A 26,521-nucleotide genomic window follows, 5' to 3' on the forward strand; every position below is an offset into this window, starting at 1 on the left:
AAACACGATTGTTTTGGGTTTTTGAGCGTTATGCAATGGAATGCTTTTGACCCTTTTGCAGCTCATACATTTGATAATATTGGCCTTTGACCTCCATCAATTCCTCATGGTTCCCTCTCTCAACTATTTCTCCTTTATCGAGGACCAAAATCTGATCCGCGTTTCTGATTGTTGAAAGCCGGTGGGCAATGACGAAGGTTGTGCGTCCTTGTTTGACGACATCGAGCGCCTTCTGAATCACGGCCTCTGTCTCTGTATCAATGTGTGCCGTTGCTTCATCTAAAATCAAAATGGCGGGATCAAACGCCAAAGCTCTTGCGAAAGAAATTAACTGCCGCTCTCCAGAGGACAGCGTGCTCCCTTTTTCAATCACAGGTTCATTAATGCCTTTCGGAAGCTTTTCCAGAAGCGGCTCGGCTCCGACTTGCCGCAATGCTTTTTTGATATTTTCTTCAGTCATTCTCTCGTCATCCAGACTTACGTTAGAACCGATTGTGCCCGAAAATAAGTACGGGTCCTGAAGCACAATGCCCATATGGGATCTGAGTTCCTGTCTTGACATGTTGTAAATGCTTCTCCCATCAATCAGAATATCCCCTTTTTGTGCGTCATAAAAACGAAACAGGAGATTCAAAATTGAGCTCTTTCCTGATCCGGTATGGCCGACGAGCGCTACGGTTTCGCCTTTTTGGGCGGTAAAGGAAATATGCTTTAATACCTCTTCACCTTCTTGATACGCAAATGACACATCACGAAATTCAACCCGCCCCAGCGCGCGCTCCTTCGCCGGTTCACCCGCTTCTTCCGTATTCTTTTCTTCAAGCAGTTCAAAAACGCGGCCGGCGGAGACCCGTGCAAGCTCCAGCTTTGAAAACTGATTGACGATGCCTGTAATCGGCTGAAATAACCGGTTTAAATAATCGACAAACGCGTACAGCACACCGATGGAAACAACCCCGGCCGCATTCAGGCTTGCACCGCCAAAATGCCAGATCAGACTGACAAACGCAAGGTTCCGGATCACATTGACAAGGTTATGGGACATTAAGGAGTTTAAATTCAGCATCCTGTTTTGAAAGTAAAAATGAGATTCATTTAATTCCTCAAATTCTCTCATCGTTTCCTTTTGATGACGGAAAGCCTGAATAATCGTCATGCCTTGAATGGACTCATTCATTTTTGCGTTAATGTCACTGTTGATCGAACGGATTTTTTGATTGTAATAAGACGCGTATTTTCGGTATATGACCGACCACAGCCAGATAATCGGCACAATTGCCAGACACACAAACGCGAGCTTAACATCCAGCAGAAACAAAGCCGTGAATATCCCGAGCATATAAATTCCGCTTGTCACAAATGTTGACAGCACTGTGACATATAAATCCCTGACGGCCTCCGTATCATTGGTAATCCGTGCAACCACTTTGCCGGCCGGAAGGTTGTCAAAATAGCGAATCGGCATTTTTTGTATGTGCGAAAACACGTCCTGCCTCATCTTTTGGATAATGCGGTTGGCGCTCATCTGCAGCAAATAATGCTGACCGTATTGAAAGAATACCGAAAAGACAAGCAAGCCCCCATACAGACAGATCAGAAACACCATTCCCTTTATTTCTGGTTGATAGAACTGGAAAAGTTCCTGCTTTGACAGCTTTTCGGCAGCATATGTCCGGCTCTCGTCGCCGTTTGTGATCGTCAGCTTTCCGTCAGAAACCGTTCTGTTTCCGTCAAAACTGACCGCCTGATCAACAAAATAAAACGCCATTCCCACTTGATAAATATGCGCTTCTTTTTCTTTAGAAACAGGTCCCTGCATACGGTCCTCTCTGACATAAGAGACGCCGTGAAACTGAACGGCGTTTTTATCTTTTTCTGCAGCTTCATACCATGTTTTCTCAATGCCAAGGATATGGTCGTCAATCATTTTTTTGCCGATAAACGGCCCGGTCAATTCTGCCCCGACGGCGATCGCAAGCAATAGGACGGCTGTGATCAGCAATTTTCGATAAAGGAGTGCATATCTCCATAACGTTTTCCCTGTTTTCATGCCCCTGCTCCCCCCTCCTCCGCAGTGAACAGCTGCTGTCTTTCATATTGTTCCCGGTACCACCCATTATTGGCCAGCAGTTCCTGATGCGTGCCTCTCTCAGAAATCACGCCGCCGTCCATCACAAGGATCAGATCAGCATGCTCTACCGCGGATAAACGGTGCGTCAAAATAAATGTCGTTTTTCCTTTTCGGTTTTCTCTGATATTGCTGATAATCGCCGCCTCTGTTTTGGCATCTACAGCAGAAAGCGAATCATCCAAAATCAAAATCTCCGGATTCGCCATAAGTGCTCTCGCAATCGAAATTCTTTGCTTTTGCCCGCCGGACAGCGCCACGCCTTTTTCACCGACCATTGTCTCCAGACCGGACGGAAGCATGTGTAAATCGTTTTTAAAGTGTGCTTCGGCAATCGCTTGCTTAACCTCTTCATCACTTGCATCCTGTTTTCCGTATAAAATATTTTCTTTTACCGTCCGTGAAAACAGCAAATGATCCTGCGGCACATATCCGATCCACCCGCGGAGCCGGTCAAGAGGGATCTGCTCAATCGGCACGCCTGAGAATATGATGCTCCCTTCACCGGCAGGGTACTGGCGCAAAAGCTGCTTAATAATCGTCGTTTTTCCGCTCCCGGTTTTACCGGCAATCCCGACAGTCTGCCCTTTTCGCACTGTAAAAGAAATATCTTGAATATTGCTGCTTGTTGAGCTTGGATATGTAAAGCTGACATGGCTGAAAACGATATTTCCAGGCTCTTTCAATTCAGCTGGCTGCTTTGGCTCTGTCACATCCGGTTCATAAGATAGAGTTTCATTTACCCGGTCTAAAGACGCATTGCCTCGCTGCATCACATTAATGAGTTCACCGATTGCAAACATCGGCCAAATCATCATGCCGAGATAAACATTAAAGGAAACAAGCTCGCCAAGCGTCAGCTCATTCCTGAACACTAGAAACGCTCCGTAGCCGAGCCCAATCAGATAGCTGGCGCCGACAAGCAGCTTCACCGTCGGCTCAAACAGCGAATCAATAAAAGCCACTTTCATATTTTTCTGATAAACATCGGCGGTCATTTCATTAAACCGGCGGACATCGTTTGTTTCCTGTACATACGCGCGAACCACCCGCACGCCTGAAACAGATTCAAGCACCCTGTCATTCAGCGCCCCGAACGCATTTTGGGCCTCCGTAAACCGCTCGTGAATTTTACTTCCGTATAGACTGATTGCAATCGCCATGACGGGAAGCGGGATAATGGCGGCAAAGGTCAGCTTCCAGCTAATCAGTAAACCCATCGTCAAAAAGATCGTCATCATAAACATCGTAGAGTCGACTAACGTCAATATGCCAAACCCCGTCGTTAAACTGACGGCCTGAAGATCATTCGTCCCCCGTGCCATTAAATCGCCTGTACGGTTTTTTTCATAAAACGGCGGTGACATGGCCAGCAGATGTCCCATCAGCTTCGTACGAAGAGTTTTCTCCATCACATTCGCTCCGCCAAACAGCTGATGCATCCAAAAATAAGACATGATATACACGGCCGCCGTCAGCACAAAAAAGATACCGATATAAAACAGCAGCCCTTCCGTAGTAAACGCCCCCGATTTCATATCATCTATGGCGTTCCCCAAGAGCTTAGGCGGAAACATTTCAATTACATTGACTCCTAATAAAAGCACAATCGCAATCGTATAGCGCAGCCAGTAAGCTTTAAAAAACCAGCCAAGCTTTTTCAATACTGAAAACATCGATTCCCATCTCCTCATCAGCCGCCTTCTATTTTTTCCTTGCAGCTTTTTTCGTTCAGTTTGACATGAGCTGCCCTCGCCTTTGTATTTGTCTTCACATCCCATACACCTGTCTTTCCTTAGATTTTGTATATAAAAAAGGCATGAAGCGTCAGCTCCATGCCTTTTTTAACCGATATGATATGCACAGCGCTTTTCAGCGCGCGGCTCGACCAAAAAAAACGTTCAATTAAACAGAACATAGAGTTTGCCGCGCCAATATGAAACTGTTTGATAAACACGCAAATTCCTTGGCATAGCAAACCCTCCTTCCATTCTGATTTCATCTTTTTTCATCATATAAACAAAACCTTTTTTTGTCAATCATGACTTGAATAGGAAAAGGTTAATTGTACTCAAATCCGGGTATTGTGTTGTAAGACGTTTTTTGAAAGGGTGAGAATGATGTTTCATGCTGACCGTATCATTGTCGCGTTTGACGGAAGTGAAAATAGTAAGAAAGCGCTTCAGACAGCCATCGATCTTGCTAAAACCGTAAATGCCGCCATTACCGTCGCCCATTCACATGATATGAAAGACAATCAAACCATCATCGACCCGCCGAGGCCCGCAGCAGGGGCAAGCTATATTGGCGGAGGCATGACAAGTGTTCCTGATCCGCTGATATCAGATGTTGCACCACCTGAGCCAATGATCTATGAAGACCGTACGGAAGAAGTCATCGCCGAAGCCAGAATGATGCTGAATGACCAGCAGGCAAATGGAGATATCGATATATTAGAAGGTGATCCGGCTGAATCGATTATCGAACATGCAAACCGCATTTCTGCCGATATGATCGTAACCGGAAGCAGAGACCAAAACAGGCTGAAAAAGCTAATATTCGGAAGTGTAAGTGAAAAGCTTTCAGCGAAATCTGATATACCCGTTTTAATCGTGAAGTGAGCACGCCCTGTGCTCGCTTTTTTATATTCATAATTGTGAAAAAACATAGATTTTCGTTTTTTTCTGTTATAATGCTTTCGTGCCCAAAAGCACAAAAGCATTAAAGATATATGGGGTGTTATTTTGGATTCTCAAAAAAAGCTGACGTTTCCGTTAGCCGTCGGTTTATTTATATTCATGTTAGGCATCATTATTTCTTGCTTATTCTTTCTTCATACAGAACCGCATATCCCGCTGTTTCTATGTGTTGTCATGCTTTCAGCAGCTGGTTTATGGTTCGGTTTTTCTTGGAAGACCCTAGAAAAAGGGATTGTAGAGGGAATCAAAAACGGCGTACAGCCAATTATCGTTCTGGCGCTGATCGGCATCTTAATCGGCGCTTGGATGTACAGCGGCGCCATACCGTCCGTGACAGTTTATGCCCTGTCCTTTATTGAACCAAGCCACCTTCTTTTGACAGCTTTGTTTTCATGCATGATCATCAGCACACTTGTCGGCTCAAGCCTGACAACTGTGAGCACGATTGGGGTAGCGCTGATCGGCGTGGCGAGTGCGGCCGGCGTTCCCCTTGAATGGACAGCAGGCGCAGTCATTTGCGGTGCTTGTTTTGGTGATAAAATGTCTCCGATGTCGGACACAACCAATTTCGCCGCCGGCATAGGCGAAATACCGATCTTTGAACATATTCGCCATATGATGGGCACTACCATTCCGGCTTTGCTTATCACCATCGTTTTGTTTTACTTTCTCGGTTTATCTGTATCAGCGGATGCTGCTTCAACCGATGATATCCAACATGTCATCACCGGAATAAAGGATGCCGCAAACGTGACACCGTGGGCTCTTCTTTCCCCGCTCTTAGTCGTTTTGCTGGCGATTAAGCGTGTATCTGTAATTCCCGTTCTGACTATCGGAATTATTTCCTCGGGAATTTTGACTGCTATTTTTGTACCTGACAGCAGCTTGCAGGCGTTTATGACAGCTTTGCAAAATGGCACGACGTTCCAAACTGACAATGAAGCGGCCGCAAAAATTATCAACAGAGGCGGACTGCAATCCATGATGGGCTCTGTCTCTCTCATTATGATTGCTTTTGCACTGGGCGGATTAATGGAGAAAATCGGATTGATTTCTGCACTTTTGGAAGGCGTCATGAAAGGCATCCGCTCAAAAGGCCGTCTTGTTGCGGCGACCGTCGGCTCAAGCATCGGCGTCAATCTTGCAACCGGCGAACAGTATTTATCAATATTAATACCGGGACAATCATTTAAATCCTTATATGACAAACAAAACATCCAGCGAAAATTTCTGACAAGATCATTGGAGGACGGCGGGACATTGATTAACCCGTTGATCCCTTGGGGCGTCAGCGGCGCTTTTATGGCGAGCGCGCTTGGTGTTCCCGTCATAGACTATATCCCGTTTACGTTCTTCCTCTATATATCACCGATGATCTCCATTTTGATTGGATTTGTTAAAAAATAAAAAGAGCCGCTTGCAAAGCGGGCTCTTTTTTTATGCTTCATTATGAAATGCTTGCGGCCTGCTGAATGCTTTCTTGAAAAGCAGCCTGAAGCTGTTTTGTCACCGGTCCGGGTTTACCGCTTCCGATCGACTCTCCATCGAGCGTCACGACCGGAATGATCTCTGCCGTCGTTGAGGAAATAAAGATTTCTTCCGCCTGTCTCAGCTCTTCCTCACTGACAGGCTTCTCATCAAGCTTGATCCCATTCTTTTCAATCAGCCCTAAAATCTTCATCCGTGTAATTCCATTAAGAATGAGCCGGTTAGCAGGATGTGTTCGCACCGTTCCATTGATAACAACATAAACGTTAGAGGATGTACCTTCCGTGACAACGCCGTCTCTCATTAAAATGCTCTCAAATGCTCCAGCTTCATAGGCTTTTTGCTTTGTCATAACATTATACAGTAAATTCAGACTTTTGATGTCGCATCTCAGCCAGCGAAGATCCTCATCTGTAATGGCTGCCACTCCGTATGCCTGCTCTTGCTCCGGTTTTTTCACAGTAAATGTGTAAGCAGTCGTCTGCGGCTCAAGTCCTGCTTCATACTGGTGTTTTCGCGGCGCCACACCTCTTGTTGTCTGAATGTATACCGCTCCTTCACTGACCGCATTCTCCTGTACAAGCTTTTGCAGGTCCCACTCGAGATCTTCTATACTGAACGGCAGTGAAATCCCGATTTCAGCCGCACTTCTGAAAAAACGCTCCGCATGCTCGCGCAAACCGAACAATACCCCTTTGTACACCCTGATAACCTCATAGATACCGTCACCAAACTGATAACCGCGATCCTCCAAATCGATCGATGCTTCGCTGCGCCCAATCAGCTGGCCATTGACTAAAACCTTCATAAAAGCCCTCCCTTTTCGAGATTTTCCCTGATGCTTTTCAAGCTGTTATTGTCACTTATTCTATCATATTGGACAAGCTGAAAAACAGAAAGATCAAGAGATCTATAGCGGGAAGGAGTTTATTTTTCCCTTAAAATCTGATATTTCGACAAATTCCCTATGTTCTTTCCAGTTTTATTCCTGTATACTTGACTGGTAATACATAGGTTGTAAACATATGGCATCTTCATAAGCTGCCTGCTGTACAGCGGTATGTAGAGATTTTATGCCAATGGAGAGATTGTTATGCGACAAACGAGAGGAGACGCTTCTCCTTCTGCAGTTTCGCTTGCTTTTAAATTTGCAAGTTTAGCAGTTTTATGTGTGCTGCTTTTGCTTATGGTGATTTTAGGTTATTCCAACAGCTCATCAAAAGCAAAAGAAGTCACTGTCACAACAAACGGCCAGCTTCGCAATGAGAAGGAAAGCCTGAAGCTGAAAAACGACTCCCCAGATCTGCTGATAAAACATCTGCAGACAAAGCGGAACATGGGAGATAAGACGGTTTACTTAACCTTCGATGATGGCCCGTCAGCCTTTACAAATCGCTTGCTCGACGTACTGAAAAGCGCTGATGTAAAAGCGACATTTTTTATGCTGTCACCGCGGATGAACGAATTCAAACAAGCTGTGAAAAGGTCAGAAAAGGAAGGCCACGCACTCGGTTTACACGGCGTCACCCATAATAACAAATTGTTCTATCAAACGCCGACATCTCCGTTAAAAGAAATGCAAGAGGCGCGTGACACGCTGCAAGACATTACAGGTTATAAAACCGATCTTGTCAGAACGCCATACGGGAGCAAGCCGTCACTGACCGCCTCACAAATCCGCAATCTTGAAAAAGACGGTTTTGTGTACTGGGATTGGACGATCGACAGCATGGACTGGAAATACCGCAATTCAAAATATGTGACTGCAGTATTACAGCAGCTTGAGAATATGGAACACGGCCATTCAAGCCGGCCGTATGTGATTCTCATGCATGATCTTCCTGCTACAGTAAACGCGCTGCCGGTACTAATCAATAAACTAAAAGAAAAGGGCTATTCCTTCGGAGTGTTAGAGGACACAATGGTTCCTGTTCACGAATGAAAAAAGTGAGGCGCATAAGTGCGGCCTCACTTTTTTATGCCCAAACTCCGGGCAAACTCTCCAATTTTTTGATGGATGACCATGTCAAACAAGCTGTCGCAATACGTCGGCTCGAGGTTAATGATGACTTTCTTCATGCCGGGAATCCGGCTTGCGTCCTCAGGCACAAACCTCGCCGGAGCAACCTCAAGAGACGTGCCGATGACCAATAAAAGATCTGCTTGATCCAGTTTTTCATAAAGGGTCTCAAAGTGCAGGACGGCATCGCCAAAGAGAACAACATCTGTTTTTAATACCGTTCCGCAAATCTTCCCATCTTTTCCGGCTGCCGTACACTCCGGCACCTCCCGCTCCAGCAAATAAGGGAGATCATACCGGGCGCCGCATGCCGGACAAGCTGCTGTCTGGATAGAGCCGTGCAGTTCATACACATGCCTGCTCCCGGCTTTTTTATGAAGGCCGTCAATGTTTTGTGTAAAGATATCAACCTGCTTCCCTTGCTTCTCCAGCTCAGCTAAAAGCAAGTGCCCTTCATTCGGTTCAAAGCTGCCGCTCATTTTCATCTGGAACAATTCTTTGAATTTGGGCCAAAACAGACGCGGATAGCTTAAAAAATAATCAAGGCTCATCGCTTCCATTCTTGAGGCATCCTCCGTCCAAATGCCCCCGGCTGAACGAAAGTCGGGAATTCCTGATTCTGTGCTCATTCCCGCTCCGGTCAGCACGACAATTCGCTGAGCTTCATTTAAAATCTTTCTGAATGCTTCCACCTCAACACCGCCTTTTTTTCTCTTATTTTACCATGAAAAAGACTCCGCCTCTGTCAGACGAAGTCTTCCCCTTTTTAAGCCCGTTCCTTTTCCTCTTTATTTAGATTCACTTGGAACGGATCGTTTTGGTGCTTTTGCTTTACAACAACCATTTGGCCGGGATAGGCAAACTCGACACCTTCTGCGCCAAGGATTTCAATGATTTTATAGTTAATGTCCTCTCTAATATCGAGGTTTTCAGCCCAAACCGTTGTTTTTGTATAGAAGTTGAAAAATAAATTGTAATAGCTGTCCGCAAACGTATCAAAATTGACCATGATCGTTTCATTATCAACGCCTTCATGCTCCAAGAGCATTGTTCTGAGAGAACGAATGGAGCGTTCAAGGTTCTCAATCGGCGTAGCGTAGGACACATGAATGGAAAACGTAATTTGGCGTTTGGTCATTCTTGTCCAGTTCGTGATCGCTTCCATCGACAGCGTAGAATTCGGCACCGTTACAAGTGCCCCCTGTGCTGTTCTGAATCTCGTGCTCCTGAAGGTAATATCCTCTACTGATCCGGTTACCGTCGACGTCTCCACCCAGTCACCGATAGTAAACGGCTTCTCAGTAATAATAATGATCCCGCCGAAGAAGTTGCTGATGGTATCCTTCGCGGCAAGCGCAAAAGCCAGTCCGCCAAGACCAAGGCCCGCTACAAATCCGTTGACATCATAATTGAATTCCTGAGCGATCACACTGACACTGAGCGCAATAATGACAAAACGGAGCAATTTGGATAAAAACGGCGCCAGAATATCATCCATGTCCAGCTCGAAGCGCTGATTCACCTTATGGAAGATAAACGACGACGTTGCGGTTAAATTACAAAGCCCCCAGCACAAGAGCGCCACAATCAGTGAACGGTATATTTTGCTGATGACCGGCATTTGCTCGTCTAAAAACGGTGAATAGCGGATCGCTAAAAACAGCCCCAAGGCAACAAAAAACCATCTGGCCGGCTTGTCAAACGCAAGTACCACCTGTTTGAAAATTTCTGTTTTCGGCCGGTTTGTCAAATTAAAAAGCAGATTAAAGAAATATCTTGTAAACAGTTTTCTAAGTATAAGAAACACCAGCAAAATCGCCAAGCTGATGCCGATTTGTATGATTTTATCAAGCGTGAAATATTGCTGCAGATAATCTGGCATGACAGTCTCCCCTCTATCCCAATCGAATGTTTATTATACTAAAAGATTCGTAAAGATGCTCTTCTAAATGTCTTTTTGCAGCACAAAACCCCGGCGGAACGCCGGGGCCATTTCTCAATTCATCTTTTCAGCCAGATTCAATAGGGACAGTCACTTACTTTTTTTCGTTTGTGTCTGATCAAGGAGAGTTGCTTTTTGCATTTCAGCATCCGTTTCGGCTTTAATTCTTTCCTCCACTCTAATTCTCCCTTTTCCCATGATCTCGCCTCCTTTTTTGCTATTATAAAGGATCAGAATTTGTTGTGAACATGTCGAAAGACCTAATTTTCTGACGAAATATGCTCTGATACGCTGAGTGTCTTTTTTTAGTTATACGCAACGCTCAGCCCGGACGATTCCGATCTGGCAGAAAAAATTCACCAGTTTGTATCGCCGCGCATATATGGATTTGATACAATAACAGAAATGCCCATACGAGGAGCTGACTGAGCTTGTACACCATTGCCCATCGCGGAGCATCCGGCTACGCTCCGGAAAATACGATTTCCGCCTTTGACCTTGCGGTGAAAATGAATGCAGATATGATCGAACTGGATGTCCAGCTTACTAAAGACAGGCAGATTGTTGTGATACACGATGACAGGGTTGACCGAACAACAAACGGATCGGGTTTTGTTAAGGATTTTACATTGGAGGAATTGCAAAAGCTCGATGCAGGAAGCTGGTACGGCCCCGCTTTTCAGGGAGAGCGTATTCCAACCTTGGAAGCGGTGCTCAAGCGCTACCACAAAAAAATCGGCCTTTTAATTGAATTAAAAGGCCATTCATCTCAAGTCGGAATTGAAGAAGAAGTGGGACAGCTGTTAGGGCAATTTTCTTTTTCTATTAATAATATTGTCCAATCCTTTCAGTTCCGCTCCGTCCAGCGGTTCCGCGAGCTTTATCCATCGATTTCGACAGCAGTCATTACAAGGCCCAATTTTGGCATGCTGTCCAGAAATCAGCTGAAGGCCTGCCAATCTATCGCAAACAATGTCAATATAAAATACACACGACTCAACCGGCTAATGATCGCTTCCGCCCATAAAAGCGGCTTAAAAGTATTTGCATGGACTGTCAATAATCAAAAGGCAGCAGCAAAATTGCAAGCCATGGGCGTGGACGGCATCGTAACAGACTACCCGGATTTCATCAAAAAGGATGGCAAACATGAAAATATATAGCGCGGTTTTTATCGGAGGCGCGCTTGGCGCCTGCCTCCGATACGGATTAAACATGTGGATGCACACTGGTCCGTTCCCGGCAGCAACCTGGCTGGAAAACGCGGCAGGCAGCCTTCTATTAGGCATTCTGACCGGCTTTTTTATGGTCAGGGCAAAACAGCCTTTGCTGTTGGCTTTTTTAGGCACTGGTTTTTGCGGCGGCTTTACAACAATGTCCACATTTTCTAAAGAAACGGTGATGCTTTTGCAAGCACAATCCTCACTGGCTGTTTTGTATATGGCAGTCTCATTGATATCAGGAATCGTTCTAGCGCTGATTGGCGTTCTGGCGGGACGGCGCATTGCAGGCATTCAGCAAAGAAAGGGGCTGCAGGAAAGATGACACTAGCAGGTATCTTCATAGCGGGCGGACTTGGTGCGATGCTGCGCTTCTGGCTTGGCAATGTCATAACCGCCAAAACCAAAGGCCTCAGCCTGCCCATTGGCATATTAACAGTTAATATTCTTGGAGCTCTCGGGCTCGGAATGTTTACAGGGCTTTACGTTACGAATGCTTCGGCCTCCCTCATCATCGGCACGGGATTTTTTGGCGCCTTTACGACCTTTTCCACTTTCAGTGTTGAAAGTGTTCAGCTCCTGCTGGCCAAACGCGTAATGGAAAGCATCCTGTACATCGCCCTGACGCTTTGCGGGTCGCTTTTGGCATTTTGGTGCGGCTGGACAATCGCAGCGTAAAAAAAACCTTGAGCTTATTTCTCGCTCAAGGTTGCACTGTTCAGCATTACAGGCTCGGGCATCGGCAGCGTATGGTGCGCTGTAACCCCGATTGTGTTGCCGGCCTCTTCTTTTATATCGATTTGCTTGATTAATCGGCCGTCCATCTTCAGCACCTTTATCGTATATGAACCGATGCGGATGGATTCACCAGCCTCAATATCGATGTTTTCTTTCAATATCAGCCCGCCGATCGTATCGACGTCTTCTTGAATCGATGTGCCAAGAAGGCTGTTCACCTGATCAATTCGAACCTTTCCATCCATCACATAATGGCGGTCGCCAAGCTTTTGGATCAGCGGCTGTTCATCTTCATCAAATTCATCCCTGATCTCGCCGACAATTTCCTCAAGAATATCCTCAGTCGTCACAAGTCCCGAGGTCCCACCGTATTCATCCGACAATATGGCCATATGAATGCGTTCGCGCTGCATTTTAATCAGCAAATCATGAACCGGGATGGTTTCAATCACTTCGATTACGGGCCGCACATACGGATGAATCGTCATCTTCATTCGTTCCTCTTCTGTCATAAACAGCAAATCAGAAAACAAATGCTTCGTATTGACCAAACCGATGACACTGTCTTTGTCCCCGTCTGTGACAGGCCAGCGCGTGTATTTTTCCTTCAGCATGACTTCAAGCATCTCGGCCATCGTCATCTCTGTTGACACAGCGGCCATTTCCTTCCGCGGTATCATAATTTCTTTGGCGATCCGATTATCAAATTCAAAAATCTTATTCACATATTTATATTCAGACGGATTAATCTCTCCGTTTTTTAAGCTCTCAGACAACAGCATTCTAAGTTCTTCCTCAGAATGGGAACCATCATGTTCTGACGCAGGCTTTAAACCGAACATGCCGCATAAAAGCCGCGCCGATCCATTGAGGATCCAAATAAACGGAAACAGGAGCAAATAGAATAAACGCAATGGACCCGCTATCAGCAAGGTCAGCTGTTCTGCCTTTTGAATCGCGACCGTTTTCGGGGCCAGTTCGCCCACAACAACGTGCAGGAACGTGATCAAGGCGTACGCGACTGCAAAAGAGACTGCATGAGAAACCGATTCTGGCAGGCCGAGCGGTTCAAACAATGGTTGCAGCAGCCGTTCAAATGCCGGCTCCCCCAGCACGCCGAGTCCGATTGATGTCAATGTAATGCCCAGCTGGGATGCGGATAAATATTCATCCAAATCTGTAATGACACGCTTTGCGAGTATCGCCCGTTTGTTTCCTTCCGTTATAAGCTGATCAATTCTGGATCTCCTTACTCTAACAATCGCAAACTCGCTTGCAACGAAAAACGCGGTTAAAGCAATGAGCACGCCAATTAAAATCAGACTGTCAATATCGTCCATTTAACCTTATCCTCTCATCAAAGGATAAGGAGTCACCTCCTGATATAATCATTTTTCCTTAACATTGAGGTACGCGGTGTATTGTTGCCTAAGCAGAGGGCCCCATCATACCACCTCCAAGTCAAAGTTTGATTATAAATTGTATATTTTATTGTAACACAACTCATTCCAAAAATGATTTTTAATTTTTAGACTTTTATGATGGAGCAGGCTGTTTGGATTGGAAAAGGAGAGATAACGTGAATATGAAAAAAGAAAACAGCACTCAAAGCCGTTTTCTTTTTCTTTGTTTTCCTAAGCAAAATCTTTATATAAAGAAACGAAAATATCCCGTGAGTTTTTAATCTGCTCGATCGGCACACTGAAGGATAAACGGAAGTGCCCTTTCATTCCAAAACCGCTGCTCGGCACGATTAATAATTTGTACTTTTGGGCGGCATGGACGCAAAATGCGACTTCATCTTCAATTGGCGATTTCGGAAATATGAAGAAACCGCCCTTCGGCATTTCAAATTCAAAACCGGCTTCTTTTAAAATGCCGACCATTAAATCCCTGCGCTCTTTATAAGCGCTTGCGTCTACTCTTAAATCATCCATTCTTGCCACAGCCCGCTGCATCATAACAGGCGCATTCACAAATCCAAGCGTTCGATTACAGAACACAAAAGCGTTGATCAAAAGGGCGGCATCCGGCATCTTGCTGTCTAATCCGATATACCCGAGCCGCTCTCCGGCTATGCCGAGATCCTTACTGAATGAGCTCGCCAAAATCACACGATGATACGATTGAAACGGATTTGCCAGCTCTTCATCATAGATTAATTGACTGTACGGTTCATCAAACAGCACATAAATCGTCTGTCCGCTCTTCTCTTCTATTTCTTTTAATAAAGCGCCTAAATCATCTATATTTTTCTGGCTGAGAACAGTGCCTGTCGGGTTATGAGGTGTATTGAGAATCAGCCCTTTCGTCTTTGAGGTAATCGATTGTCTCACCGCCTCAATATCAATCTCAAACCGGGACGTCAACGGGCAGCTTACAGCTTTTCCCCCGTAGTTCTCAATATACAATTTATACTCGGCAAAATAAGGTGCGAGAATAATAACCTCTTCACCCGGGTTTACGATACTTTTTAACGCGACATTCAATGCGCCGCCTGCGCCAACCGTCATGACGACTCGTTCCGCCGAGAACTCGGCTTCAAAACGGGACCCCAGAAATTGCGCTACTTTTTCTCTTGCTGCCGGAAGCCCTTGATTTTGTATGTATCCGTGATTGCCTTTGGCAGCTTCCTCTATTAATGCTCTCTTAAAAGCTTCAGGCGGTTCAACAACCGGATTTCCGATTGAAAAATCAAATACCTGGTCATCCCCGAACTCTTTCTTCAGCCTTGCGCCTTCATCAAACAGCTTGCGGATCCATGATCCTTTATTTAAGTTTTCTTCAATTTCCCGGGATAACCCAGCCAATTTCATCTGTCCCTTCCGCATAAAAAATTTGAAAATTCTATCTTTCTATGTTACTTCAATCAGAATATGAATTCCACAACTTCCAGTATACGTCTGTAAAAACAATAAACTTGTGCAAGACACCGTTCATATATTAAACTATTCTCATAACTATAACGTGATGGTTGGGAGGGATATAGATGGGGCTGAGACATATCGTATCAGTGAACTAGCGGCACTTGCCGGAGTAACGAAACGAACAGTTGATTATTATACGAATCTCGGTCTGCTTACGCCGGCCAGATCCTGTTCAAATTACCGTTACTACGATGAAAACGCACTAAAACGACTCATATTTATTGTAGATTGCAAGAAGCAGCGATTGGCCCTGTCCGATATTAAAGATCGACTGGAGAACCAGTTTCCCTCTTCAGCTAAACTTGATGATGAAATTGGAAATCTGGCATTAGAAATTGATCATATGAATCAAAACATCTCCGGAATCTTGCATCGGTTTGAACGGCTGAAGCCCGAGGAGCGTGACAAGCTGAAAAGCAAGCTCCCGCCCGAAAAGCTCGCCGTGTTCCAATCATTTATGCTGCTGTTAAGTTAAAACCATTTTATCTAACAGGAGGTGTTACCTTCATTCTCATTGCTAGGATGAAGGTTCTAATTGGACATAGTGAATTTGATTTTTGTCGCTGTTTTAATCGCCCTGACGGCATTTTTCGTGGCATCTGAGTTTGCCATTATCAGAATCAGAGGCTCACGGATTGATCAGCTGATCGCGGAAGGAAATAAAGCAGCAATAGCCGTAAAAAAAGTGACCACGCATCTTGATGAATATTTATCTGCGTGTCAGCTCGGAATTACATTGACTTCCATTGGATTAGGGGTTTTAGGTGAATCAACGATTGAAAGGATGCTTCATCCGCTTTTCGTACAATTAAACGTTCCAGGTTCCCTTTCACATGTCATATCGTTTATTTTTGCGTATGCCATTATCACGTTCCTGCACGTTGTTGTCGGAGAACTTGCACCTAAGACAGTCGCTATCCAAAAGGCGGAAGCAGTGTCTATGCTGTTTGCGAAACCGCTGATTTGGTTTTACCGCATTATGTTTCCGTTCATTTGGCTTTTGAACAATTCCGCACGGTTATTGACAAAAGCATTTGGCCTGGAGACCGTTTCAGAAAACGAACTGGCTCACTCTGAAGAAGAGTTGCGCATCATTCTGTCTGAAAGCTATAAAAGCGGTGAAATTAACCAGTCAGAGTTTAAATATGTGAATAAAATCTTTGAATTTGACGACAGGCTCGCGAAGGAAATTATGATTCCGCGGACCGAAATTGTCAGCCTTCCGCATGATATAAGAATTTCTGAAATGATGGACATCATTCAGATTGAAAAATATACCCGCTACCCTGTGGAAGAGGGCGATAAGGATAACATTATCGGGGTTATTAATATTAAAGAAGTGCTGACCGCCTGCATCAGCGGCGAGGTATCAGTTGATTCCACGATTTCACAATTCGTCAACCCGATCATTCATGTCATTGAATCTGCGCCGATCCAAGATCTGCTTGTCAAAATGCAAAAAGAAAGGGTCCACATGGCCATCCTGTCTGATGAATACGGCGGGACTGCCGGGCTCGTAACGGTTGAAGACATCATTGAAGAAATTGTCGGCGAAATCCGCGATGAATTTGATATTGATGAAATTAACGAAATTCGCAAAATCGGCGAAGGCCATTATATTCTTGACGGAAAAGTGTTAATCGACCAAGTAAACGACCTCCTCGGCATTCATTTAGAGAACGAAGAAGTCGATACAATCGGCGGATGGTTCCTTACCCAAAAATACGATGTTGAAAAAGACGATTCTATCATCGAAGAAGGCTGCGAATTTATCATCAACGAAATCGACGGCCACCACGTCGCTTACATTGAAGTGAAAAAGCTCGCGACAGAAGAGCTGATCGAAGCTGGAGAACCGAAAGAAGCGTAATATAAAAAGGCACCTTTTATTGAGGTGTCTTTTTTATTATGTTTTGTCTTAACATTCCTATTCTTCTCCTATGAAAACTGCTGCTAATAAAACGGTAATCCTCGGGAATTCTAATCAGGGGACTGGATCTCATTTAAAAGCGAGAAAAAGGAGTGAAAACATGAAAGTAGTGGTAACTGGAGCAGCAGGTAAAATAGGACGGTGGGCCGTAAGAGCAATATTGGAGGCCGGCCATGATGTAACAGCGTCAGATCGGTTATTAAGAGAAGAATCAGCATCGAAAAAATTTATTCAAGCAGATTTGCGGGATTATGGCCAGGTATGTCAGCTTATTATGGGCTGTGATGCTGTGGTCCACCTTGGGAATATTCCGACCGATGTCAGGAATACCTCCCAGGCGATATTTGAAAATAATATGCTCGTCAATTTTAATGTCCTGGAAGCCTGTAAAGATTTTAAAATCCCTAAGCTGGTATGGGCTTCAAGTGAAACGGTGCTGGGATATCCGTTTGTCCCGAAAGAGCTCAGCTATCTTCCTGTAGACGAGGAGCACCCGACGATCGTAAAATCATCTTATGCCATGGCAAAACGGCTGACTGAAATCCTCTCAGACATGTATTCAAAACTTACCAATACACAAATCGTCACCCTCCGTTTTGCGAATATATACGAGCCTGATGAGTACGAAAAAATCCCTGGCATGCACTGGAACGAGCAGCAAAAAGATATACAAAAGAAAAATGCATGGGCCTATTGTGATGTCAGAGATGCTGCACAAGCTTGCCTTCTTGCAGTCGAAAAAAACAATCTCGGAAACGATGTCTTCCATATTACTGCGCCGGACACCATCATGAAAGAACCGAGCGAAGACTTAGTTAAGCGGTTTTTCCCGGATGTCTCTTTAAAAAGAGATATAAAAGGATATGAAACGCTGATGGCAATTGATAAAGCGAAAAAGATCCTTGGTTATGAACCGCGTTATACATGGCGTAATGTGTTAAATAATGACGGTTCACTCAAAGCACTGCCAGAGGATCAGCTGTCATTGTCAAACAAATAAACACCAAAAAGCAGCAGATGTTCAATGAACTTCTGCTGCTTTTTTTATATCATAATCCTCTAAATTGATATCTACATCCATTTTGAGAGCCAGCTTCGCCAGCTGTTGCCCCATATAGGGCCCCATAGTCAATCCTGACGATCCAAGCCCATTTGCTGCTATTATCCCGTCCCAGCCGGGAAGACGTCCGATCACCGGCACATCACCTGGGGTAAAAGGGCGTAAACCGACTCTTGCCTCCTGAAAGGTGCTGTTTTCTAAACCAGGAGCCATTTCTAACCCCTTGTTCAACAACTCCTGCAGCCCGCCGGCCGTTATCCGTACATCATGTCCTTCTATGTTATCTTCACGAGTCGCTCCGATGGCCATTCTCTTGTCAGCATAAGCTAACAGATATTCCTTAGAAGGCGGCATCACAGCAGGCCAGCTTTCCATATTGTTTGCGGCCGGAACCTGCACATATATGATTTGCGCTTTTTGCACGCTTACTTTGAAGTGAATGCCTAAAGGTGCCAGCAATTGGTCTGCCCATACACCGGCACAAACAATCACCTCGTCAGCAGCATAACTTTCATCACCGACGGTTACGCCTGTCACTCGTTTTGAATGATATTGAAGCTTGGCATCGCCTGTTAAAAAAACGGCTCCCATTCTTTGAGCAGAACGAACTAATGCATCTCTCAGCACTTCACCATCCACTCGGGCTGCTCCGCTTATATGAATGGAATGGTACCGTTTAGCCAGCATCGGAAACATGTCAGCGGTTTTCATTTCAGAAAGAAAGGAAATCTCACCGATTTCCGGGGCATCTGGTTTACGTTCCTGCACCCTTTTTTCAATTTTCTCTATCTTTTCTTTCTCGTGATGTACACTAAGAGCACCAACAGGAGCATAACCCGTTTCTTTCTCGCCTTCTTTTCTAAGCTCCTCTATGAAACAGGGGTAAAAATGCGCTCCTGCCTTTGCCATCCTGTACCACGCCTGATTTTTCCTGGGTGACAGCCATGGACAAATAATGCCTTTCGCCGCATGGGTGGCCTGTCCCTTATCTTTCCGATCTATAACAAGAACCTCAGCCCCCATTTTAGCTAACTGATATGCTGTTGACGCTCCTAAAATCCCAGCCCCTACTACAATGATTTTTTTCATTTTCCGTAACCTTTCCCAATAATCAATTCCTCAATTAGTATAGCTAATTGCCGAGGAACTTATAAACAATCGGGAAACCAGTGCGTGCAAGTAATGATGGTTTATAACTGCTCCAGCTTCATTTCAAGCTCTTTAATACTGTTATTCAAAGCCTCTGTCATTGCTGCGAGTCTTTCCTTTGACGGCAGGTGGGCAAAATCAGCCTGTTGAAGAGGTTCACCGATAATAAGCTTCATTTTACCTTTTTTGAATAATTCCTTTCCGCTCGAAGGCCCTTTATAAGCAGCGGGAACGAGCGGCGCTTTCCCCATTTGCGCAATCGTTACCGCACCTCTTTTCAAAGGCACGTCCTCAGAGGTTCTTGTTCCGCTTGGGAAGATACCGACGATCTCTCCTTCTTTCAGCAGCTTAATCGGTGTTTTAATACTGCTTGGCCCGGGGTTTTCCCGATCTACCGGAAAGGCATGAATTTTCTTCAGAAACGAACCGATCCATTTATTTTGAAACAGCTCTTTTTTCGCCATGTAGTGTATTTGATAAGGAAGAATCCCGACTCCGAGTGTGATCACATCAACCCAGCCAGAGTGTGTACACGCGATGACAAAACCTGAATCGGCCGGAAGGTTTTCTTTGTTATACACCTTCACTCCTCCGCGAAGAGAAAGAATAACTTTTAAAGCATTAGCACAAAACTTATACATATCGCACTTCCTTTGTCGTAATCAATGATTCTTTCTGTTACTTATTATAACAACATTTTTTATTACCTGGTACTAATTTTTATGATTTCTCCGGTTAAAACGCGAAAAAGCTGAGGATTCGCCCTCAGCTTTTGTTATATTTCCTCCCTGGTCGGAGGTGCCATAAACTCCGGCCCGACCGGGTCTGATATCGTATTTTCCAATATGGTATTGATGTCTTTTTGATCTTCACTGCTCAGTGTCCAGCCTGTAATCTCAGATACCGCCTCAACCTGCTCAGGCTTTCTTGCCCCCCAAAGAGCGATATCCGCCCCCGGCTGGTCTAAGATCCATCTGACGGCCAAGTGAATCACTGATTTTCCATAACGTGCCTTCGCCAGCTCGTCCAATTGATGGACAGCAGAAAGATACTCTTTAAAGCGGGGCTTCTGGAATTTCGGATCGTGATTTCGCAGATCGTCGCCCTCAAATGTATACTCTTCGGTCATTTTGCCTGTTAACAGCCCTCTACATAAACTGCCGTATAATAATGTTGTGATCTGTTTGTCTTCCGCATACGGTAGTACATTCTCTTCCATTTCTCTTTCAAACAGATTATATGGCGGCTGAATCGTATGAAGCGGTGCAGCGGCGCGAAATGTATCCATTTGCTCAACTGAAAAATTGCTGACGCCAATCGCCCGGATTTTCCCGGCATCATATAATTCCTTCATGACTTCAGCCGTTTCTTCAATTGGCACAAGCGGATCAGGCCAATGCACCTGATAAAGATCAATATAATCCGTTTGAAGCCGTTTCAAAGAATTCTCGACTTCCTCTATGATTCTCGCTCTGTTCGCATGGCGGAACAGCTGGTTGTTCTTCCAGTCCAGAGCCGTTTTTGTTGCGAGAATCACCTGATCTCTTTTGCCGTGCTCCTTTATCGCCTTCCCGACGATTTCCTCGGACTGCCCGAAGCCGTAAGCCGGCGCGGTGTCAATCAGTGTGATCCCCTGATCAAGAGCGGCGCGGATTGTTTTGATTGATGTTTTTTCGTCCGTGCCTCCCCACATGGTTCCGCCAATTGCCCATGTGCCGAGGCCGATTCTGGAGGCTTTGATTCCTGTGTCTGCTATACTGGTATATTCCATTGTGCCACTCCTTCACTTTTTCACTATCTTTTCCCCGCTGGCAAAAATGTTAAACATTTCTCGGTACTATCTTTTGCGGCCATTTTTGGTTACTATATATAAATGGTGTTTGATTAGGTATAAAAAAGCCGTTTGCACGTAATGTGCAACTTTAAACCTTTCTTATACGTGTATAAGATAGAGGGGAGAAAAGGCAGTGACGATCGATGAAATTTACCAAATGTACATGAATGATGTTTACAGGTTCCTGCTCTCCATGACAAAAGACAAGCATCTTGCCGAAGACTTGCTGCAGGAAACCTTTATGCGGGCATACATACACATTCACTCCTATGATCACAGCAAAGTAAAGCCCTGGCTTTTTCAAGTGGCGCGAAACGCCTTCATTGATTACGTCAGAAAGCATAAGAAAGAAGTAACCATTTCTGATGACTTGATCGGAAGCCTCTTTCAAAATGCTGTTCAGAGCCCTGCCCACCAGGTAGAGATAAAGGAAGTGCTGACTGGTTATATGTCCGAGCTCCCCGATAATTATCGGGAGGCCTTAACGCTATATTATTTAAAAGAGTTAAATTACAAAGAAGCATCCCATATTATGAATATTTCAGAGGCGAATTTTAAAAGTGTTTTATTTCGTGCCAGACAGCGGCTGAAAGCACTTTATAATAGAGGTGTTAATGATGAATGAAGAATTTAAAAAGCGTTTTGATCAATATAAAAACGGGGAAATGAGCGACCAGGAAATGACCGCATTTGAGGAAGAACTTGAGAAGCTCGAAGTGTATCAGGAATTGATTGACAGCGAGCTGCAGGACGATAACGATTGGGATGTCAGCATCAGTCCTGAAAAACAAAAAGCGATTTTAGCCTACGGCAAACGCAAGTCTTATTTGCGAATTTCTGTGCTTGCCGTCATTTCGACATTGATGATTTTGCCGCTTTGTACGCTGGGAAGCTACCTCTATTACGGAATGGGAGGAAAACACAGCACCGGCAATGAGTTTATGGAAACCGCCGCAGTCACTGTAGCCCTGACCATGCCGAATGTTCTTGTCGATACATCCGGACTGAAAAGCCAAGTGAAGCTGTTTGGCATGAATACGGAATTCCCGCTGCAAAAGCAGATCGGTACGAAGACGGTCGCAGTAGGGAATGAACGGGTTGAAATGTTTTATAATAAAGTGAAAGCGCCGGCCGTTAACTACTATGACCTAGAAGTGCATAAAACCGGCCATTACTTTACACACCCATCAAGTGCGTCAGAACAAACAACCGCAAAAGCAGAAAAAACGTTAAAGACATTGCCTGAAGGAACTGTATCCGAGGTCTACCTTTCATATGACCGTGCATACCCGACAATAGAAGTGTATAACAAGTTCAAAGGCTATGATGTGAGCTTTTTATGGAATGCAATCGAAACAGAGAAAAACACAAACGATACAGTATACGCAGAGCCGCTTGGCTATCCTGGAAAGGATTCAAAGTTCTTGGCTGCGCTTAATTCAAAAGGCAAATCAAATGGCGATCAGTTTATCAACGCCCTGACATTCATGTCCAAGCATGAAAAATGGGCACAGGTCATTTCAAAACGAAAAGACCTGAAAGTGGATAACCGATTGGATTATGTAGAGAAAAACGGTGTCAATGTATACGGTTCGGTCGTTACAGGACCAACCAAGGAAATCCAACGCATGCTGAAAAACAAATCTGTAAAATCAGCGAATGTCGGCGAGGTGGAATTATGGAACTGGTAAGAATTTTTAAAGAACACAATGTATTCGGCTGGATTTCAGTCGGGACAGCGATTCTGTCCCTGCTCTTGCTGAATTTGGCGATTATCAGCAACGTCACAATTTATTCCTATCAAATGCTTCCGTTCGCCATGGCTGCCGTTCCGTTTGGCATTATTGAGCTCTTCATCAAGAGAGGGCGAACAGGCCCCGGCCTGCTCGGCGTCGTCCTTAATCTCTTTGTAATTATTTGTGTGTATACCATTGTATCTGTTGATACCAATTTACAGTTTGGCTTTTAAAAGAAAGACGCCTGAAGAGGCGTCTTTTTTCATTTACACTGGCTTTCGAAACAAGTAGCTTTCTATAGTAAAACCCATTTTGTCTGTATAAAATCGGTGTGCGTCTTTACGCTGAAGGCCAGATGAAAGACTGACAGAGCCAAATCCGGCTTTTCTCGCCCAGTCTGCGGCATAATCCAAAAGCATTTTGCCGTATCCCTTTGATCGGCAAGGCGCGGTTGTCACAAGATCCGCAATCCATAAGTGCTCTCCTTTATGAATGGAAACCCTCGGCAGCGCGCCGCACAGCGCCCTGATTGCTGTATCCTCATATAAGGCAAACAGCATATACGATTCTTTCCGCACACAGGCTTCAAGCCTTTGTAAATACGTCTCTTCATCCAGTTCTGTTCTCAATTCACTCATTACCGGAAACGACTCGGCCCATTCTTCTTTCGTGGTTAGTTGTTTCATATGTATCATCTTCTCAATCCCCTTTCCTTTCGTTACAATGATCATAGCTAATAAATGGCATTTGCCAAATAGCCAATATCAGAAAAAATGACCAGGCCAGATATAAAGGAGATATACGATGGTTATCACGCCGTTTCTTGATAAAAAAAGCAAAACACCGCTGTATGAGCAGCTTTATACCTTTTTTAAACAAGAAATTTCACATGCGAGAATAACGAATGGAACAAAGCTTCCGTCAAAACGCATGCTCTCCGGCTCGCTCGGTGTCAGTACGGCAACAATCGAACGTGCTTACGAGCAATTAACTGCTGAGGGCTATGTCAAAAGCAAGCCAAAAGTCGGCTGGTTCGCGGCGGAAGTAGAAGCAGACTTCCCAGCGGCTCCTGTACATTTTCAGCAGTCTACGCAACCGGTCTTACATGAAGAAAACGCACCTGCTATTGATTTTCACCAAGGCAATGTTGATCCGGCACACTTCCCCTTTAACGCATGGAGAAAAAGCATAGTAAAAAGTCTGGACCGCTATTCCGGATCGTTCCACACCTCTGGCGATCCTCTAGGAGAACCTGAACTCAGGCAGATGATTGCCCATTATGTCAGGCTGTCTCGGGGAGTAAATTGCGAGCCCGGCCAGATCATCATCGGCGCAGGAACCTCCGTGCTTCTGCAAATTCTTTGTCTTACGCTTGGGCGCGGAACAAAAATCGGTTTTGAAGAACCGGGATTTCACCGGTCAAGAAGGATGTTTGAAGCAAATCACATGACTGTCATTCCTATTTGTTCTAATGAAGAAGGCGTCCTGCCAGGTGAGCTTAAACGGCGGAATCCGCACCTCTTGTATACGACTCCTTCGCATCAGTTTCCGCTCGGGACCATTATGACGATAGCCCGCAGACAGGAGCTTCTGGCATGGGCAAAAGAAGCACACTCGTTCATTATCGAGGATGATTACGATGGAGAATTTCGCTACAGCGGCCAGCCCATTCCGTCTTTGCAAGGGCTTGATCCGAATGGCAGAGTCATCTATCTCGGCACTTTTTCAAAATCACTGCTGCCTACCTTGCGGCTCAGCTTCATGATTTTGCCTCCCGCGCTGATGGAATCGGTCGGAAAAAACGCTCATTTAATGAAGCAAACGGTCTCTTCCCACTCGCAAATGGCACTGGCGGACTTCATCGAAAGCGGAGAGTGGCAAAAACATGTAAACAGAATGAGAGCCTTATACCGAAAAAAACACGCTGTCCTGTTAGAAGCCATACGGTCTGAACTAGGAAACAGCGTTGAAGTTCTCGGAAAAAACTCCGGGCTTCATATCGTGCTGCGGCTTTTGTTTCCAGCAAATGAGGAAGAAGCAATTAAAGCAGCCGCCGACAATGGCGTAACCATCTATCCCGTATCTCCCTCTTATAAAGGGCAGCCGCCATTTGTTTCTGTTTTAATCGGTTATGGCGGATTGTCAGAAGAGGACATTAGGCTCGGTATCCAAAAACTGAAAACGGCATGGACTCCGCTGATCTCGTCTTGTTAAACAAAACAGGCTCCGGGAACGGAGCCTGTTGTTTAAAATGATAAAATACCGATTAAATTTAAGAATACGATAATAATTGCCAGCGGCACGATAAAACGAAGCAAATAAAACCATGTATAAAAGAATGCTTTACTTGCATTTGAACCGTTTCTCATTTCTGCCAAGAGCTCTTGTTTCGGAATTTTGAGCGGGATAAAAAGAGAAATTAACAGAGCGCCTAATGGCATCAAAACATTGCTGACGGTAAAATCGGCAATATCAAAAAACGTTTTACCAAATATGTGCACATCGCTCAATACACCATAAGACAAGCAACAAGGGATTCCGACCAAGAAGATCAAAAGCCCGCTCGTCCATGACAGTTTTATTCTCTTCTTTTCGTTCCCTTTTCCGATCGTAGCCACAATAATTTCAACCATCGAAAAAGCGGAGGTTAAGGCTGCAAATAAAAACGCAACGAGAAAGCCGATAAAAAACAAGGTGCCGAACGGAAGCTGTTCAAAAACAGCCGGAAGCACTGTAAACAGCAATGTCGGACCTTCATTTGGCTGAAACCCGAATGAGAAAACCGCCGGAAAAATGGCCAAGCCCGCCAAGAGAGTCACAATGATATTCATCACGACAATGGAGGCTGCCGAGCGTGGGACGTTTTGTGTTTTCGGCAAGTAGGAGCTGTAAGTCACCATCACCGAAACCCCCAGTGTTAACGTAAAGAAGGCTTGTCCCAGCGCGAATAATATGGATTCCGGAGTCAGATCGCCGAAATGAGGCACAAGCAAAAATTTTACGCCTTCCATCGCACCATTAAGTGTGAGAGACCGAAGAACGAGCAGAATAAACAGTAAAAACAAAATCGGCATCATCACTGCGCTGACTCGTTCAATCCCTTTTTGAACACCTCTGGCGACTACTATAACAGTCAGCACCATAAAAACAAGCTGAGCCGCGAGTGTCTGCACAGGATTTTGAATAATAGAAGCAAAAAGAGCGCCATACTGTGCTTGGGTAAGCCCTGACAGTGAACCTGACGCTGTTTTCACTATATATAGCAAAATCCATCCTCCGATTACACTGTAGAACGAGAGCACTAAGAAACATGCGGCCACGCCGATCCATCCTGTAAGAAACCAAGCTGTTCTCGGCGCTTCTTTTTTATATGCATCAATGGCATTCGTCTGGTTCCGTCTTCCAAAAATAAATTCTCCCACTAAAAGCGGATAGCCCAAGAGAATGGTAAATAACACAAAGATAAGAAAAAAGGCGCCTCCTCCATTGGTCCCCGCTACATAAGGGAACTTCCATATCGCGCCTAAGCCGATAGCCGAGCCGGCGGCTGCCATGACGAAACCGATTTTCGAAGCCCATTGGACTGGTTTTTGCTCAGACAATAAACGTCACTTCCTTTCCAGCCTATATTATCTCTTATTTTTGTCTTC

Annotated in this window: 27 protein-coding genes; 13 read left to right on the forward strand and 14 right to left on the reverse strand. The window is 44.9% G+C overall.

All coding sequences use genetic code 11. From position 1 onward, the window contains the following. Positions 1-28: 28 nt before the first annotated feature. From bmrD to KHQ79_RS15170, 3 genes are all read right to left on the reverse strand, one after another. Entirely contained in the window at positions 29-2,050 is a 2,022-nt protein-coding gene (bmrD, locus tag KHQ79_RS15160; protein WP_225515874.1) for a multidrug resistance ABC transporter ATP-binding protein/permease BmrD, read from the reverse strand. After that, the gene (gene bmrC / locus KHQ79_RS15165) at positions 2,047-3,804 is read right to left on the reverse strand and encodes a multidrug ABC transporter ATP-binding protein BmrC (RefSeq protein ID WP_225515876.1); all 1,758 of its coding nucleotides are present in this window, start codon (positions 3,802-3,804) and stop codon (positions 2,047-2,049) included. Before bmrC ends, bmrD begins: the two co-directional genes overlap by 4 nt. A 119-nt stretch (positions 3,805-3,923) precedes the next feature. Beyond that, on the reverse strand, positions 3,924-4,085 hold the full coding sequence (locus tag KHQ79_RS15170; RefSeq protein ID WP_225515975.1) for a hypothetical protein: 162 nt from the start codon (positions 4,083-4,085) through the stop codon (positions 3,924-3,926). A gap of 163 nt (positions 4,086-4,248) precedes the next feature. Here KHQ79_RS15170 and KHQ79_RS15175 point away from each other — a divergent pair, with 163 nt between their 5' ends. Next, positions 4,249-4,749: a universal stress protein gene (locus KHQ79_RS15175; protein WP_003239531.1), complete on the forward strand. Its 501-nt coding sequence runs from the start codon at positions 4,249-4,251 to the stop codon at positions 4,747-4,749. A 123-nt stretch (positions 4,750-4,872) separates the two neighbouring features. Beyond that, the gene (gene nhaC, locus KHQ79_RS15180; RefSeq protein ID WP_060398272.1) at positions 4,873-6,234 is read left to right on the forward strand and encodes a Na+/H+ antiporter NhaC; all 1,362 of its coding nucleotides are present in this window, start codon (positions 4,873-4,875) and stop codon (positions 6,232-6,234) included. Between the two features lie 40 nt (positions 6,235-6,274). On the opposite strand, the gene dat is transcribed toward nhaC, so the two are convergent. After that, positions 6,275-7,123: a D-amino-acid transaminase gene (gene dat / locus KHQ79_RS15185; RefSeq protein WP_003239533.1), complete on the reverse strand. Its 849-nt coding sequence runs from the start codon at positions 7,121-7,123 to the stop codon at positions 6,275-6,277. A 285-nt stretch (positions 7,124-7,408) separates the two neighbouring features. Between dat and KHQ79_RS15190 the strand changes: the two genes are divergently transcribed. Beyond that, complete coding sequence (locus tag KHQ79_RS15190; RefSeq protein WP_133488100.1) at positions 7,409-8,257, forward strand: polysaccharide deacetylase family protein; 849 nt, start codon at positions 7,409-7,411, stop codon at positions 8,255-8,257. A gap of 26 nt (positions 8,258-8,283) precedes the next feature. Here the strand turns inward: KHQ79_RS15190 and srtN are convergent, their stop codons facing one another. The 3 genes from srtN to KHQ79_RS15205 form a co-directional block, all read right to left on the reverse strand. After that, entirely contained in the window at positions 8,284-9,027 is a 744-nt protein-coding gene (gene srtN, locus KHQ79_RS15195) for a sirtuin NAD-dependent deacetylase (protein WP_225515878.1), read from the reverse strand. Positions 9,028-9,101: 74 nt separating this feature from the next. Continuing rightward, a complete protein-coding gene (mscY, locus tag KHQ79_RS15200; RefSeq protein ID WP_003239536.1) occupies positions 9,102-10,217 on the reverse strand; it encodes a small-conductance mechanosensitive channel protein MscY in 1,116 nt (371 codons plus the stop codon). Positions 10,218-10,367: 150 nt separating this feature from the next. Beyond that, positions 10,368-10,475 carry a YhdX family protein gene (locus KHQ79_RS15205; protein WP_003224203.1) on the reverse strand — a complete coding sequence of 36 codons (108 nt, stop codon included), beginning with the start codon at positions 10,473-10,475 and terminating at the stop codon, positions 10,368-10,370. A 233-nt stretch (positions 10,476-10,708) separates the two neighbouring features. Between KHQ79_RS15205 and KHQ79_RS15210 the strand changes: the two genes are divergently transcribed. From KHQ79_RS15210 to crcB, 3 genes are read left to right on the forward strand one after another with little or no spacing between them, the layout of a single operon-like run. Next, positions 10,709-11,440: a glycerophosphodiester phosphodiesterase gene (locus tag KHQ79_RS15210; RefSeq protein ID WP_225515880.1), complete on the forward strand. Its 732-nt coding sequence runs from the start codon at positions 10,709-10,711 to the stop codon at positions 11,438-11,440. Further along, positions 11,427-11,822, forward strand: coding sequence for a fluoride efflux transporter FluC (locus KHQ79_RS15215; RefSeq protein WP_225515882.1), 396 nt, complete (start codon positions 11,427-11,429; stop codon positions 11,820-11,822). The genes KHQ79_RS15210 and KHQ79_RS15215 overlap by 14 nt, the downstream gene beginning before the upstream one ends. Then, on the forward strand, positions 11,819-12,175 hold the full coding sequence (gene crcB / locus KHQ79_RS15220) for a fluoride efflux transporter CrcB (RefSeq protein ID WP_225515884.1): 357 nt from the start codon (positions 11,819-11,821) through the stop codon (positions 12,173-12,175). The genes KHQ79_RS15215 and crcB overlap by 4 nt, the downstream gene beginning before the upstream one ends. Positions 12,176-12,189: 14 nt before the next feature. On the opposite strand, the gene KHQ79_RS15225 is transcribed toward crcB, so the two are convergent. Together KHQ79_RS15225 and KHQ79_RS15230 are read right to left on the reverse strand one after the other, a co-directional pair. Further along, complete coding sequence (locus KHQ79_RS15225; protein WP_225515886.1) at positions 12,190-13,575, reverse strand: hemolysin family protein; 1,386 nt, start codon at positions 13,573-13,575, stop codon at positions 12,190-12,192. Positions 13,576-13,869: 294 nt separating this feature from the next. Further along, the gene (locus KHQ79_RS15230; RefSeq protein ID WP_225515888.1) at positions 13,870-15,051 is read right to left on the reverse strand and encodes a pyridoxal phosphate-dependent aminotransferase; all 1,182 of its coding nucleotides are present in this window, start codon (positions 15,049-15,051) and stop codon (positions 13,870-13,872) included. Between the two features lie 154 nt (positions 15,052-15,205). On the opposite strand from KHQ79_RS15230, the gene cueR reads away from it, so the two are divergent. The 3 genes from cueR (at position 15,206) to KHQ79_RS15245 (ending at position 18,092) form a co-directional block, all read left to right on the forward strand. Further along, positions 15,206-15,637, forward strand: a complete 432-nt coding sequence (gene cueR / locus KHQ79_RS15235; protein WP_003239551.1) for a Cu(I)-responsive transcriptional regulator — start codon at positions 15,206-15,208, stop codon at positions 15,635-15,637. 60 nt (positions 15,638-15,697) lie between these two features. Next, positions 15,698-17,032 carry a hemolysin family protein gene (locus KHQ79_RS15240; protein ID WP_003239552.1) on the forward strand — a complete coding sequence of 445 codons (1,335 nt, stop codon included), beginning with the start codon at positions 15,698-15,700 and terminating at the stop codon, positions 17,030-17,032. Positions 17,033-17,192: 160 nt separating this feature from the next. Continuing rightward, positions 17,193-18,092, forward strand: a complete 900-nt coding sequence (locus tag KHQ79_RS15245; protein WP_003239553.1) for an NAD-dependent epimerase/dehydratase family protein — start codon at positions 17,193-17,195, stop codon at positions 18,090-18,092. Positions 18,093-18,113: 21 nt separating this feature from the next. On the opposite strand, the gene KHQ79_RS15250 is transcribed toward KHQ79_RS15245, so the two are convergent. From KHQ79_RS15250 to akrN, 3 genes are all read right to left on the reverse strand, one after another. Beyond that, positions 18,114-19,241, reverse strand: a complete 1,128-nt coding sequence (locus KHQ79_RS15250) for an NAD(P)/FAD-dependent oxidoreductase (RefSeq protein WP_225515890.1) — start codon at positions 19,239-19,241, stop codon at positions 18,114-18,116. A 101-nt stretch (positions 19,242-19,342) separates the two neighbouring features. Beyond that, positions 19,343-19,942 carry a 1-acylglycerol-3-phosphate O-acyltransferase gene (locus KHQ79_RS15255; RefSeq protein ID WP_019257912.1) on the reverse strand — a complete coding sequence of 200 codons (600 nt, stop codon included), beginning with the start codon at positions 19,940-19,942 and terminating at the stop codon, positions 19,343-19,345. A 134-nt stretch (positions 19,943-20,076) separates the two neighbouring features. Continuing rightward, positions 20,077-21,072 (reverse strand): aldo/keto reductase AkrN, encoded by a 996-nt coding sequence (gene akrN, locus KHQ79_RS15260; protein ID WP_225515892.1) that lies wholly within the window; start codon positions 21,070-21,072, stop codon positions 20,077-20,079. 196 nt (positions 21,073-21,268) lie between these two features. Here akrN and sigM point away from each other — a divergent pair, with 196 nt between their 5' ends. From sigM to KHQ79_RS15275, 3 genes are read left to right on the forward strand one after another with little or no spacing between them, the layout of a single operon-like run. Beyond that, complete coding sequence (gene sigM, locus KHQ79_RS15265) at positions 21,269-21,760, forward strand: RNA polymerase sigma factor SigM (protein WP_003224177.1); 492 nt, start codon at positions 21,269-21,271, stop codon at positions 21,758-21,760. Further along, positions 21,750-22,826, forward strand: coding sequence for an anti-sigma factor (locus KHQ79_RS15270; protein WP_225515894.1), 1,077 nt, complete (start codon positions 21,750-21,752; stop codon positions 22,824-22,826). The genes sigM and KHQ79_RS15270 overlap by 11 nt, the downstream gene beginning before the upstream one ends. Next, a complete protein-coding gene (locus KHQ79_RS15275; protein WP_003239559.1) occupies positions 22,814-23,104 on the forward strand; it encodes a hypothetical protein in 291 nt (96 codons plus the stop codon). The genes KHQ79_RS15270 and KHQ79_RS15275 overlap by 13 nt, the downstream gene beginning before the upstream one ends. A gap of 33 nt (positions 23,105-23,137) precedes the next feature. On the opposite strand, the gene KHQ79_RS15280 is transcribed toward KHQ79_RS15275, so the two are convergent. Further along, a complete protein-coding gene (locus KHQ79_RS15280; protein ID WP_019257909.1) occupies positions 23,138-23,566 on the reverse strand; it encodes a GNAT family N-acetyltransferase in 429 nt (142 codons plus the stop codon). Positions 23,567-23,675: 109 nt separating this feature from the next. Here KHQ79_RS15280 and pdxR point away from each other — a divergent pair, with 109 nt between their 5' ends. Continuing rightward, positions 23,676-25,085, forward strand: coding sequence for a MocR-like pyridoxine biosynthesis transcription factor PdxR (gene pdxR, locus KHQ79_RS15285; protein ID WP_225515895.1), 1,410 nt, complete (start codon positions 23,676-23,678; stop codon positions 25,083-25,085). A 32-nt stretch (positions 25,086-25,117) separates the two neighbouring features. Here the strand turns inward: pdxR and KHQ79_RS15290 are convergent, their stop codons facing one another. Beyond that, positions 25,118-26,473: a sodium-dependent transporter gene (locus KHQ79_RS15290; RefSeq protein ID WP_225515897.1), complete on the reverse strand. Its 1,356-nt coding sequence runs from the start codon at positions 26,471-26,473 to the stop codon at positions 25,118-25,120. Positions 26,474-26,521: the final 48 nt, after the last annotated feature.

Origin of the sequence: Bacillus sp. TSO22 (genome assembly GCF_020223595.1) — a bacterium.
GTDB classification, from domain to species: Bacteria; Bacillota; Bacilli; order Bacillales; family Bacillaceae; genus Bacillus; species Bacillus inaquosorum.